This is a genomic window from Oceanobacillus sp. B139/18, from assembly GCF_055524595.1.
The window spans coordinates 124316-136900 of sequence record NZ_JBVFXI010000005.1; the positions used below are offsets into that span (position 1 = coordinate 124316).

General features: G+C 40.9%; 12 protein-coding genes. 3 read left to right on the forward strand and 9 right to left on the reverse strand.

Features of this window, described 5'->3' with window-relative positions; all coding sequences use genetic code 11:
- Positions 1-125: 125 nt before the first annotated feature.
- Positions 126-1007, reverse strand: a complete 882-nt coding sequence (locus ACZSMY_RS15525) for a DUF1002 domain-containing protein (protein ID WP_042529298.1) — start codon at positions 1005-1007, stop codon at positions 126-128.
- Between the two features lie 980 nt (positions 1008-1987).
- On the opposite strand from ACZSMY_RS15525, the gene ACZSMY_RS15530 reads away from it, so the two are divergent.
- Both ACZSMY_RS15530 and ACZSMY_RS15535 read left to right on the forward strand, forming a co-directional pair.
- Positions 1988-3196, forward strand: coding sequence for an MFS transporter (locus tag ACZSMY_RS15530; RefSeq protein ID WP_465148002.1), 1209 nt, complete (start codon positions 1988-1990; stop codon positions 3194-3196).
- 76 nt (positions 3197-3272) lie between these two features.
- Positions 3273-3518, forward strand: a complete 246-nt coding sequence (locus ACZSMY_RS15535) for a YuzB family protein (RefSeq protein ID WP_042529296.1) — start codon at positions 3273-3275, stop codon at positions 3516-3518.
- A gap of 42 nt (positions 3519-3560) precedes the next feature.
- On the opposite strand, the gene ACZSMY_RS15540 is transcribed toward ACZSMY_RS15535, so the two are convergent.
- From ACZSMY_RS15540 to ACZSMY_RS15575, 8 genes are all read right to left on the reverse strand, one after another.
- Complete coding sequence (locus ACZSMY_RS15540; protein WP_193064780.1) at positions 3561-4730, reverse strand: iron-containing alcohol dehydrogenase; 1170 nt, start codon at positions 4728-4730, stop codon at positions 3561-3563.
- 11 nt (positions 4731-4741) lie between these two features.
- A complete protein-coding gene (locus tag ACZSMY_RS15545; protein ID WP_042529292.1) occupies positions 4742-5119 on the reverse strand; it encodes a RidA family protein in 378 nt (125 codons plus the stop codon).
- Between the two features lie 174 nt (positions 5120-5293).
- On the reverse strand, positions 5294-5956 hold the full coding sequence (locus tag ACZSMY_RS15550; protein WP_465147954.1) for a lysozyme family protein: 663 nt from the start codon (positions 5954-5956) through the stop codon (positions 5294-5296).
- Positions 5946-6377 carry a hypothetical protein gene (locus ACZSMY_RS15555; RefSeq protein ID WP_465147955.1) on the reverse strand — a complete coding sequence of 144 codons (432 nt, stop codon included), beginning with the start codon at positions 6375-6377 and terminating at the stop codon, positions 5946-5948. Before ACZSMY_RS15555 ends, ACZSMY_RS15550 begins: the two co-directional genes overlap by 11 nt.
- A 17-nt stretch (positions 6378-6394) precedes the next feature.
- Positions 6395-7735: an MATE family efflux transporter gene (locus ACZSMY_RS15560; protein WP_193064782.1), complete on the reverse strand. Its 1341-nt coding sequence runs from the start codon at positions 7733-7735 to the stop codon at positions 6395-6397.
- A 172-nt stretch (positions 7736-7907) separates the two neighbouring features.
- On the reverse strand, positions 7908-9902 hold the full coding sequence (locus ACZSMY_RS15565; RefSeq protein WP_193064783.1) for a TRAP transporter permease: 1995 nt from the start codon (positions 9900-9902) through the stop codon (positions 7908-7910).
- Positions 9895-10437: a DUF1850 domain-containing protein gene (locus ACZSMY_RS15570; RefSeq protein ID WP_042529282.1), complete on the reverse strand. Its 543-nt coding sequence runs from the start codon at positions 10435-10437 to the stop codon at positions 9895-9897. The genes ACZSMY_RS15565 and ACZSMY_RS15570 overlap by 8 nt, the downstream gene beginning before the upstream one ends.
- A gap of 92 nt (positions 10438-10529) precedes the next feature.
- Positions 10530-11519 (reverse strand): TAXI family TRAP transporter solute-binding subunit, encoded by a 990-nt coding sequence (locus ACZSMY_RS15575; protein ID WP_042529280.1) that lies wholly within the window; start codon positions 11517-11519, stop codon positions 10530-10532.
- A 271-nt stretch (positions 11520-11790) separates the two neighbouring features.
- Here ACZSMY_RS15575 and ACZSMY_RS15580 point away from each other — a divergent pair, with 271 nt between their 5' ends.
- Complete coding sequence (locus ACZSMY_RS15580) at positions 11791-12579, forward strand: serine hydrolase (protein WP_042529276.1); 789 nt, start codon at positions 11791-11793, stop codon at positions 12577-12579.
- Positions 12580-12585 lie beyond the last annotated feature (6 nt).

Genomic DNA, 12585 nt, shown 5'->3' on the forward strand with positions numbered 1-12585 from the left:
TGTTATAGAAGAGCGGTAAAGCGTATGCATTATGACAAACCCACGTCGAAGGCTCGTTTCTGTAATATAAAAAAAGAGCCCTCTATGATTAGAGAGCTCTTCGTCAACTGCTTGCCAGTATTCAATTAGCTGCTGAAAAAGTTCGCAATGGAACGGAAGATATCACTAAAGAAGTTCGCCACTCTCTCCCAAAATCCCCTGTCTAAACCTAAATCCTCTGCTCTTTCGACAAGGTCATTTGTAATACTCTCGAGTTGATCTCTCATTGCTCCAAAATCAATTTCTAAATCCCTCATTCGATTTACTAAATCAATAAGCATCTGCCTGTCGGCGTCATTCAGCTGAATGTCCAGATTGTTAAGCTGCTCATTAACGATTTGTTCTACTTCTTCTCTGGTTACTGGATTCTGTTCAGCAATCATTTTTTTGATTTCTGTTAAAAGTGTACTTACGTCTTCATCACTAATATCTTCATTATCTGCTAAATCAGTTGCTACTTCTAGCTCATCGTTAGCTAATTCCATTCGTTCCGGATCTAATTCTACTCCTTCTACATCATAGGCTTTGTATATTCCTGTCAATGCAGAATGACCAGATACTCTGACTGGAGAAACAACATCTACCGTCGCATTTTCCGCTCCGGCTGTTAACAGTGCGTTCATATACATTTCTCTGGTTACTTCCGTAATATTATCGGGTGTTAATATATTCACTTCCAGGCCGGAACCGCTTGACTCCAGCGTAATTCCTGCAGAAGAATACATATTTGCATCTGGATTTCCATTTATAAAATCAGCATAATCTTGTCCTGTAACGTCATGTTCTTCATATGTGTCATCATCTGAGATTTCCAAAGCCTCCCGAACTTCCGCCCGCTGACTGTCACTGAGTTTTTCCCCATAGATAATCGTCGTATTAGAAGCTGCTGAAACTGGCAATAGGATACTAAAAAATAATATGCAGCTTAGTGCCACGTATTTCAGCACGGATACTACCTTTTTATTCATTCTGTTTACTCCTTTTCTTCGTAAGCGTTTTTTAACTCCTACGTTTGATATTTATGATGAGCATCTATCGTCATCTATTATAACCCGAAGGAAAAATGTTTACATGTTTTTAAAACATTAATTTCATCTGCCGGCTAAATACAATCTGCAGAAAAAAACATGCTGCCAGCTCCCGGGCCTTCTAACAGTTGATTTATTTCTATAGGAAAAGCTTGGAACTATATTTTATCATATAGGATTACTGTCTATGTATCCTTGCTGATTCCCTGTCTTTTTTATGATAAAACGTTTTTTTATGACGTTAACTCAACTTTCACACTTAAGAATAAGCATATATATCTTGTATTCCAGGATGAACTTGTTTTCGATTACCACGCTTGCTTTTGGGTTACATATTCGGCCTTTTTGGAATTGATGATGGTGCGTAGCTCCGCTCCGGCCAACCACTCCGCTTTTCGCCGCAGCGGTGCTTTACACTTCACCTTCTATTCTTTGTCAATGGAGTTATCGAAGGAACGGTCAACCCCTGTTTCTATGGAAATGAAGTTACTTTTTAATGTGCGAAAATGGAAGCATTAAAATAAATCCTTTTTGTAAGCAGATACCTTTTCATTTAGTTCGTGTTAGTGTATATTTGGAGTAACGAAATAAATGTAGGATTATTTATTGGAAATTCGGCACTCCTTTTTTTAAGATTGCAGGAATTCCACAGATGGTGATAGCGTAATGCATTTATGCAACTTAAACGGACGGCTGCAGATTGTTTTAGAGAAGGTATGGGTCATTGGCACTTATGCCTTTTTCATATGTACTAAAGGCGCTTATCCCATTTCAAAACGAAAATGCATACAGCAAATTGGGTTTTCCCTGCTGTATGCTTGAATCAATAAGTGTACATGAATCTGCAGTTCTTACAATGTCAGAAAGAAGGTTTGAACGTTATTAATACACACCCAGGAGTAAAACGTAACTTAGTGATTATGTGGTTTGCTAATTTCTTTATTAGCGGAAGCATGACGATGGTTGTGCCTTTTATTTCCTTATATATTCAGTCCATGGGAAACTTTTCTGCGTCCTATGTGCAGACATGGTCTGGATTAACCTTTGCCGTTACTTTCATCAGTGCATTTATCTTTGCCCCGATTTGGGGAAGAGTCGGCGATCGCTTCGGCAGGAAGCGTTTAATGGTGATGTCTGCATTAGGAATCGGAATTTCCGTATTTTTAATGGGATTCGTCACAGCCGTATGGCAGTTATTTCTCTTGCGCTTTTTAATGGGAATCGTCACAGGATTTATTCCAATGTCTCAGGCGTTTATTGCAACCCAGACACCTAAAGAAGTTGCCGGAAAAGTGTTAGGCACCCTGCAGACCGGAACTATCACCGGTTCTTTGATGGGCCCCTTATTAGGCGGGGCGCTGGCAGATGCATTTGGTTATTCCAGCACCTTTAAATGGGTAGCAATCACTATCTTTATCTCCGGATTGCTCGTTATATTTGGAGTGAAAGAAATGAAGGTGACCTTTTCAAAAGAAGAGGATACAAAGAATTATTCCAGGAAGGAAGTATTGCAGTATATCCTGCGTAAACCAATCTTATTGATTGTTTTATTAATGTCTGCACTTGTACAGATTGCTCACTTCAGCGTCCAACCGATTTTATCATTATTTGTTGAAGAAATTCATGGGCCGGTCAATCTGGCATTCTTTGCAGGGATTGCCTTCTCCGCCACAGGGGTAGGAAATTTATTGATGACCAGACGCTGGGGAATGATTGGAGATAAGCACGGTTATACGAAAATATTGATTATCATGCTGTTTGTTTCCGGCTTGGTCTATTTGCCGGGCATGTTCATTACGAGTATTTGGCAATTAGTCATTATGCGATTCTTACTCGGTTTGTTCCTTGGCGGAGTTATCCCGATTCGTGTGGCTTATATCCGGAAAGAAGCACCTCTGTCTACACAAGGAGAAGTGCTTGGCTACGATACAAGTTTACGCTTTTTCGGAAACATTGTCGGTCCCATGCTTGGCGGTACCATCGCTGCAACCTGGGGATTCTCTTCCGTCTTTTTAACAACCGGCCTGCTGCTTATTCTTTGCGGTTTTATCATGCTTGTTGCCTGGTTACGTTATGAACATGAACCGAATACAAAGCATTCTCATTGGCACACTTTCTCATCCAGGTAAAAATATTGATTTGTTTCTATAATTATGCTAAAACTAAAAAAGTAGCGTTAATTATTATAGAAAGAAAGTGATAGCAATGGGTATCGTTGTCGTAGAAATATGTGACGGAAATGCCATCACTACTATAGATATTGAATCCATCTTAGAGAAAGAATTCCCTGAGGTAGCGGTTCTTATGAATGAATGCCTGTCGTTTTGCGGACTTTGTGCCGTTCGACCGTACGCATTAGTAAATAATAAACGTGTGTTTGGCAAGACACCGGAAGAATGTCTTGATAAAATACGTTTGCAAATTAAAGAAGAGCTTGCAGTTTATGAATAACTGCAAGCTCTTTTACATATTTCAACATCATTTCCCGGGAAATCACAGACTTTCTTTAAAAATCTCCAGGGAATCCTTTTTCGTTAATGCACGATAGTTGCCGAATGTCGGGTTTGCCACCACGGTTTTCTCCGCCATTTCTTCAAGCGTAGACTCGTCAATATCATAATCTGCCAATTTGGAAGGGGCGCCTAGCTCATTCCAAAATTCACGCAGCTTATCAATTCCTTCTAAGGCAACTACTTTATCCGATTTCCCTATGGTATCTACGTCAAAGACCCGGACAGCAAGCTGCTTAAAGCGATGTACATTACTCTCATCCAGCACATACCTCATCCAATTCGGGAATAGGATAGCTAAACCGCCGCCATGCGGAATATCGTGAACAGCAGACACCGCATGCTCTAAATTATGCGTTGCCCAATCACCCCGATAGCCTAAATTCAGCATATTATTTAAGGCCAGTGTTCCTCCCAGCATTGCTGTAGAGCGATAGGCATAATTTTCAGGGTCTGCTAATAGTTTCGGCCCTACATCAATCAGGGTCAACAGAATACCTTCACACCATCTGTCTTGAATCGGTGTATTTTCTTCATGATGAAAATAATGCTCTAATACATGCGACATCATGTCTACCAATCCATAAATCGTTTGATCACGCGGTACAGAGAATGTATGCACAGGATCCAGAATAGAAAATTTTGGATAGGTATACGGAGACCCCCACCCATGCTTTTCGTTGGTTTCCCAATTGGTAATAACAGAGCCCGAATTCATCTCAGAGCCTGTAGCAGCTAAAGTGAGTATCGTTCCAAATGGCAGTGCACCTGCCGGCTTTTCTTTTTTCGTCACTACATCCCACATATCCGCATCCGTTACAGCGCCGGCAGCGATTGCTTTGGTACAGTCAATGGTGCTGCCTCCGCCGATAGCCAAGATAAAATCAATTCTCTGTTCGCGGCAAATACGTACGCCTTCCCGTACTGTAGAAATACGCGGGTTAGGCTCTACACCAGAAAGCTCAAACACCTCCGCATTGATTTTTTTCAATTCTTCCAATACACGATCATAGATGCCATTTCGTTTAATACTTCCTCCGCCATATACAATCAGAATACGGCTTCCGTAAGGCTGAATTTCGCCAGCCAGCCTTTCGATTTGTCCTTTTCCAAAGATAAGTTTCGTTGGATTGTGATAGATAAAATTCTCCATATAATCACTCCTTATGCTTTACGGTATGCTACAATATCCATTTCTACAAGAACGTCTTTCGGAAGACGGCTCACTTCCACACAAGCACGTGCCGGATATGGCTCGGACAACGCTGCTCCATAAATTTCATTCACTGTCGCAAAATCCTCCATGGAATTTAAGAAAATCGTAAATTTCACTGCGTTTGCAAAACTTAAACCTGCTTCATCTAAAATAGCCTGCAAATTCGCTAATACTTGCTTCGTCTGCGCTTCAATTCCTTCTACGACATCCCCTGTTGCCGGATCAATCGGAATTTGTCCCGAAATATAAAGAAAATCTCCTGCTTCAATTGCTTGAGAGTATGGTCCAATTGCTGCTGGTGCATTATTTGTCTGAATAGCTTTCATAAAAAATCATCCTCCGCCTTGTTTTTTTAGTATCCACTGTTGTCATAATCATCAGTTAATTACTTGGAAATATGCATAGTAGAACGATTCTTTTTATGCACAAAAAAGATATGACAACACCTCTGTATGTAAAAGCTGCTCTGAATCAAGAACATTTCACATACTGTTATCATATCAGTTTTCCAGTTCCATTTCTATTGCTTCCTTATAGGACATGACAGAAGAAACATAATAAATGTCTCCATAGCATGCATCTAATTCTTCCGCCTCTTCTCTCCGGCAGGCATAAATGGAAGCCTCTCTTCCCGCTTCTTCATACATATACTGCGAATAAGCAATAGCAGCGTCCTCAGAATAAGGCTCTTCCGTTTCCTGTAGATAGTTAATAAAGCCGGGACCAAAATTATAAGCTTGAACTGCTAAGGCTGTGTCGCCCTCTGCTTGTTCATACACCCAGGCAAAGAAGGATACGCCCTGCTCAATCGAATGCTCTGGATCATCAATACAGCCTATTTCCCCGCACAGGCTTTCCGAGGATTGCATCGGATCGGTACCGCGTCCACCGGATTCCTGCATCATCATGGCAAGAATTGTATTGGTCTGTTCTTCAATTCCATGCTGTTCTGCATATTTTTCAACAATCGGTTTATATTCCCATATTTTCTGGTTCAAGGCTGGCAGGGGACGTGGCCCTGACTCTTCCAGTTCTGGTTCAGATTGCTCTGCAACATAATTGACTAATAAAGAAAGGGAAACTAAACCGAATAAAAACACAAGACATATAACTATCAAATATTTCAGCAGCTCTGCCAGCTGGCGTTTTTTCCTACGTTTCATATTTTTTCTCCTTTACCCATTCACCTATCCTCAGCATCCCCCATATAGAAATACCATATACCATATGTCCGGCCAGCCAGATAAGCCATGCCTCTATACTGCCTATTTCCGGAGTCCGGTCAGATAGCATCGTTGTCGGGAAAATAAGCAGGCCAATCGCAGCATTACAATATATATAAGACATCAGCTTCTGCTCCAGATGTTTCTTTGTTAATACGCGATAGAGAATCCAGACAATAGCCACAGAAACACCCAAATGGAAGGAAAACTCTACCCAATTAGGAAAATTCATTCCGCCAATTACGGGAAAATAATCTACATTCATCAGCAGGGTGTAAACAGGAATCGCTGTCCATTGCTGCAAAGCATATAAGGAGCCGCCAAGTACAAGGCCGGATACGAAACCGACAATCCAAATCATCCATGATCCTCCCCTGTTTAAGCATCTGCGAATAGCTTCTTCTCTCTCCATTTCCCGAAACGATAATATAGAATAGCAACCGCGCTGCTTAGGATAAAGCTTGCCCCTACACCAATTGCAATGCCAATTTCACCAAACAGGCGAGAGAATAAGGCAGCCAGGGGATAACGCAGTATCCAGAAAGAAATGATATTTAATATAAGAATCGGATACATTGCGCCTGCTGCCCGGACAACACCGTTTAAGATAAAATTAATCCCTAAAAACGGATAGCATAATGCAACAATCTGAAGATATATTGTACCAAATTGGACAGAAGCTTCGTCCTGAATAAACAACCTTACCCCATATTCAGCAAAAATGGCGACGATAATACCGATAAACAGCATAATAAGAAAATTATATATCACCCCAAACTTCGCAACTTCTCTGACTCTTCCCCAGTTTTGTGCACCGATATTCTGCCCAGCCATACTGGAAATGGCAATACTTAAAGCATGTGCAGGCAGCATTAATAAACTATCCAGACGCTGTGCTGCACTATACCCTGAAACAACTGCTTCTCCATGTACAGCCACTACCCCGATAATGGCAGCTGCACCAGCAGAAATCACTGCCATCTGCAGGCTGGATGGGATGCCGATATGCAAAATCAATTTAATTTCTTTCCATTTTGGCAGACTTGGAATCGTAAACGGAGCTAAATCCTTCTTCAGAATATAAAAGAATCCAATTAAAAAGGAAACACCTTGTGATATCACTGTAGCATAGCCTGCGCCATTGATGCCCCAGTCAAATACATGAATAAATAGCGGGTCCAATACGGTATTCAGCAGGACTGCTACTGTTACAAAGTAAAGCGGTGTTTTACTGTCTCCAATGGAACGCAGTACTGTACTGATAAAGTTATAGCCAAACAGTAAAAGAATCCCCATAAAGTTAATCCGCAGATAGGCAGCGGCATCTGCTGCCATTGCTTCCGGTGTTCCCAGCATGGTCAGCAGCACCTCTGCAAAAATATACCCGGAGACGCCAAGTAATAATGCAACCGATGTCATCAGAACAACAAATGCATTCAAATAACGCTTCAGCCCCTCTTCATTCTGCTTCCCCTGCTGCTGCGACAAAATGGTCAGAGCAGCATTATTTAAACCAATAATTAATGAGAGCACCACAAATATAATGCTCCCGGAAATGGCAACTGCACCTAGGGCGTTCGCACCAAGCAAATTTCCGACCCACAAACTGTCTACAAATTGATATGAGGTTTGCAGCAGATTTGCCAAAAGAATGGGTCCGGAAAAATAAAAAAGGCTTTTGCCGATACTTCCTTTTGTAAAATCATATTTCTTAGCCATTGATTTGCACTCCTGATTTTTTCTCACCTTATTCTTTGCTTTTATTATAAAGGGAAAGCATTAGAAAAACCTGTATTTGCTCTTCCACTGTAAAAATTGCTAAAATATCATCCTATAATGTAAAAAAAGAAGCTCTTATCTCAAAGAACTTCTTCCCCATTTTTTTATTTTCTTAACTTACTTGCGTTTTACTGCGCTTCGCATTTTTATCCCTCGACATAAATTGAATCACAAGCTGAATAGCAAATAATACAAAGCCTATTGTATCGGAATACCCTTCCGGATAAATCAGCATCAATCCAGTTGCAATAGCTAAAATACGCTCAAACCATTTGATTCTGCGGTACCAGTAACCAATCATTCCGGCACCAATCGCTATCATCCCGAGGATAGCCGTGAAAAAGGCAAATATAATCTCGAACACGTTCGCATCTATCATAAGGAGTGTCGGATTCAAAACAAACATATACGGAATTATAAATGCTGCGATAGCCAACCTTGCTGCATTTGCTCCGGTACGTATCGGTTCTCCCCCAGAAATCCCGGTTGCCGCGAAGGCAGCTAATGCTACCGGCGGAGTAATATCTGCCACAATTCCAAAATAGAATACAAACATATGTGCAGCCAGAAGCGGAATTGCTACATCCAGATTGTCATTTAGTGCTACAATTGCCGGCAGAGCAATTGTAGACGTGATAATATAGTTGGCGGTTGTCGGTGAGCCCATGCCGATAATAATCGATGTAATCATGGTAAATACCAATGTCAGCATCAATTGAATTTCCGGTGTAGAAGCAATCGTACCAGCAATCGATACTAAACTGTTTCCAAGCTTTAGGCCTAAGCCTGTTCTTGTCACTACCCCTACAATAATACCAGCACATGCTGTTGCAGCAGCAACACCTAATGCTGTTCTGGCCCCTTGTTCCAAGGCAACAATAAATTTAGCCGGTGTAATTCTCGTATCTTTTCGGAACAAGCTGACAATAATCGTCGTTAAAATCCCATAAATAGCTGCTCTCTCAACGCTCACACCGATAAATAAGAAATAGACAATGGCTAAAATCGGCAGCAGCAGATGAATCTTTTTTAAAACGGAGAGTTTACTTGGAATCTCTTCATCCGGGAGACCTGTTAAGCCTGTCCGTTTCGCTTCAAAATGTGTCATGATCCAAATCCCTGCAAAGTATAAAGCTGCGGGAATAACTGCTGCTTTCGCGATATTCCAATAGCTTTCTCCTGCAAATTCAATCATTAAAAAGGCGGCTGCTCCCATAATCGGCGGCATAATTTGACCGCCTGTAGAGGAGGCTGCTTCTACCGCTCCGGCAAAATTCTTCCGATATCCCAGCTTTTTCATCATAGGAATCGTATACGAGCCTGTTGTTACTGTATTTGCAACAGAGCTCCCCGAGATAGTTCCATTTAATGCACTTGAAAAAATAGCTACTTTTGCAGGCCCGCCTACTCTTTTACCGGCGATGGATATAGCTAAATCATTAAAATAATTTCCTACCCCTGTCTGCACTAAAAAAGCGCCAAATAAAAGGAATAAGAATATATATGTAGACGATACCTGCAAAGGAGTTCCTAAAATTCCTTCTGTCGTAAAGAACATCGATTGAATCAACTGCTCCAGCGACAGACCGGCATGCGCAAACATTCCAGGTATATTTGGACCGAGTAGTGCATAGCTAAGAAACAATAGTGCAATAATTGTAATCGGCAGACCTACTGCACGTCTGGCTGCTTCCAACACAAGCAGGATTCCAAGCCCGCCCACAACCATTTGCATGACAGAAATGCCGCCAAACTGCTGAACTAATGTATCATAATACACCGGCCAATAGCCGCAGACAAGAATGGATAACAGCATTAAAATATAATCATACCAAGGGATTTTATCCTTTCTCATTCCACGGGCAGCCGGGAATAATAAGAAAATAAGTGAAAGTGCAAATCCTAAGTGAATGGTTCGTTGAATATAAGCAGTCAGCTGACCAAAAATTCCGGTATATAATTGAAATACAGAAAAGGCAATTAACCCAAGAAAGATAACGTGATATATCTTACCCTTTACATTTCTGGTCTTTGCTTCTGCATCATATTTCTCCAACAACTCCTGCTGTTCTTTTTCTGAAAGCTGATCCTTCTCTTTTTCACTCACTGATTTTCTCTCCTTTCCAATAATCAAGCAATGTTATTTCATCTATTTTTACTCTATACCAATCTCCCGGCACAAAGTAGTCATTAAAAGGAACTTCACAACACTCCTTGATATCCTGATGATCTGCCCAAGCCAGCCGATGATTCGAAACAACTTCTCCATTCCGGATATTTAACGATTCAAATCGATGTTCCATATTTTTTATATGGTATTTTCCATCCTCATAAACAAATTCTTCGCCCTCACCCGCATTATTGGGCATACCAATACCAAACTCTTCATAAATTATTTCATATTGCTCGATCATCAAATCCTCTGTCACCCTGTATTTCTCCACCACATCTGTTAAATGGATCGAGTGAGTGAACGTAATCGAGAAATGGTCATTCTCTTTTAAAGGTAAAAAAGCCGTCAATTCTCCGGATTCGCCGTCGTTAAAAACTAACGCTGTCTGAATCGGATAATTCACGCCAAGTCCAATTCCTCCTCCAATTAAAAGAAATAAAAGAAGGAATTTTACCCACTTTCTCCGCATTTTAGCATCACCTAATTTTACAAGCCGTGCTTAAAAAAAGCCGGCAGCCTATCCCTGCATTCTCTGGGGTGGAGCCGGCTTATTCTATTTATTTATTCAATACCCTCTTCGTCAAAGTACCTCTGTGCACCTGGATGCACTTCAATATCAATTCCGTCTAACGCAGTATCCAGTGTGATGAAGGATGCTTTGTCATGCGCCATCCCTTCTGCATTTTCATAGATTGCTTTGGTCATCTCATAAACAAGGTCTTCAGATAAAGAACTGTTTACAGCCAATGCCGCTAATACAGCAACTGTTTCTACATCTTCACTTAGACTATAAGTACCTTCTTCAATCGTATCTGCAGCATAGTAAGGATATGCTTCCGTCAGCTCCTCAATCTTATCCTGTGCAATCGGAACAATAGCCACATCTACAGAAGCAGCCAACCCTTCTACCGCACCGGTAGGCGTTCCTGAAGTGATAAACGCAGCATCAATATTGCCATCCTGGATTCCTCCGGTAGATTCACCAAAGTCCAGATTTTGAGCATCAATATCGTCTATTGTCATATCGTGAACCTCCAGGATTTGTTCCGCATTGATAAATGTACCTGATCCAGGAGCACCAACGGAAACAGTTTTTCCTGCCAGGTCTTCGACAGATTCAATTCCAGAACCCTCTGTTGTAACGATTTGAACCGTCTCCGGGTATAAAGAACCCATTGCCTGTACATTTTCGACAGGCTCATCAAAAGCATTAATTCCTTCCTCAGCATGTGCTACCACATCTGTTTGTACAAAAGCAATTTCTACATCGCCATTCTCTATGGACAGAACATTTTCTGCTGAAGCATTAGAGGAAATCGCATCCGCTGTTACATCTGTATTACTTGAAATAATGGTTGCCATTTCTCCTCCAAGCGGGTAGTATGTTCCACTTGTTCCGCCGGTAGCAATCTGAATCATTTCCGGATCTGTACCCGGATCTCCAGCTTCCTCGCCGCCATCGTCTGCATTGCCGTCGTCACCGCCGCAGGCTGCTAATAATAACAATAATGCAAAAATAAGTGCCAGTGGGCTTAACCAATTCTTTTTCATCTAAAAGTCCCCCTTTTACAAAAAAGTATCGTACTTGTAATAAGTTTACAATATTAGTAACACAAACGTCAAATTATTCTCAAAACAGGAAACGATTACATAAATAATATTAAAAAAATTCATCACTTTAAACATTCCTTTTACTGTATGCTTTATAGCGCCAAAACATGCTGTATATTCTTTTTTTAAGCGATTTTCAAGTATTTCTTGACTACTTTTTGAATATTCCATAATATTAATGTAACCCACTTTCCAACGAGGTGATAAAACATTGTCATTAAAAATGTTAAAGCATGCTATTTATTCCATAAAACCTTTACCGCCAGTAAAAATATGCTATTTGATCCAATCCGGAGAAAATGAAATTGCTTTTAATGAAAACAAGCCGCTGCGTTCCGCCAGTATTATTAAACTGTTTATCCTTGCCGCTGCCTATTATGAAGAAGAAAAAGAAAATATTGATTTATCTAAACAGGTGCATCTCTCCCCCTCCGATATGGTTGGCGGTGCGGGAGTTATTCCTTATTTATCAGATAAGCAGAACTATACCTATCAGCAGCTCCTTGAATTAATGATCATTGTCTCTGATAATACCGCAACAAATGCATTGATTGATTTCATCGGTTTAGATACTATCCATGCATTTATTCAACAAATAGGCGGAAAGCACACGAAATTAGAGCGAAAACTGATGGATGAAGAAGCCATAAAGCTCGGATTGGAGAATCGGACGAGCTGCTATGATGTCATGCTTCTGCTGGATTTATTGACAGAGCCAAATAACATACTGCCGAAACATCGTCAGGAGCAAATGCTGACTATCTTGGAAAATCAGCAGTTCAACAGCAAACTGACTGCTTTTTCTGCCTATGATTCCTCCATCAAGACATTTCATAAAACCGGGGAACTGACCGGGGCAGAGCATGATGCGGCTATTTTTCAAACAGCTGATAAACAGCTCAAAGCAGTTATGCTGACAGAGGGATGGACGAACAATGGAGAGGGACAGCAATTTCATCAGAGAGCAGGAGCACATATCTATCATTATTTGAAAGGTTAAGCAGCC

What these genes read in the sequence shown, in the direction of transcription:
- ACZSMY_RS15525 (WP_042529298.1), bottom strand. Translation starts at nt 1,007, where the DNA reads ATGAATAAAAAGGTAGTATCCGTGCTGAAATACGTGGCACTAAGCTGC.
- ACZSMY_RS15530 (WP_465148002.1), top strand. Translation starts at nt 1,988, where the DNA reads ATGTGGTTTGCTAATTTCTTTATTAGCGGAAGCATGACGATGGTTGTG.
- ACZSMY_RS15535 (WP_042529296.1), top strand. Translation starts at nt 3,273, where the DNA reads ATGGGTATCGTTGTCGTAGAAATATGTGACGGAAATGCCATCACTACT.
- ACZSMY_RS15540 (WP_193064780.1), bottom strand. Translation starts at nt 4,730, where the DNA reads ATGGAGAATTTTATCTATCACAATCCAACGAAACTTATCTTTGGAAAA.
- ACZSMY_RS15545 (WP_042529292.1), bottom strand. Translation starts at nt 5,119, where the DNA reads ATGAAAGCTATTCAGACAAATAATGCACCAGCAGCAATTGGACCATAC.
- ACZSMY_RS15550 (WP_465147954.1), bottom strand. Translation starts at nt 5,956, where the DNA reads ATGAAACGTAGGAAAAAACGCCAGCTGGCAGAGCTGCTGAAATATTTG.
- ACZSMY_RS15555 (WP_465147955.1), bottom strand. Translation starts at nt 6,377, where the DNA reads ATGATTTGGATTGTCGGTTTCGTATCCGGCCTTGTACTTGGCGGCTCC.
- ACZSMY_RS15560 (WP_193064782.1), bottom strand. Translation starts at nt 7,735, where the DNA reads ATGGCTAAGAAATATGATTTTACAAAAGGAAGTATCGGCAAAAGCCTT.
- ACZSMY_RS15570 (WP_042529282.1), bottom strand. Translation starts at nt 10,437, where the DNA reads ATGCGGAGAAAGTGGGTAAAATTCCTTCTTTTATTTCTTTTAATTGGA.
- ACZSMY_RS15575 (WP_042529280.1), bottom strand. Translation starts at nt 11,519, where the DNA reads ATGAAAAAGAATTGGTTAAGCCCACTGGCACTTATTTTTGCATTATTG.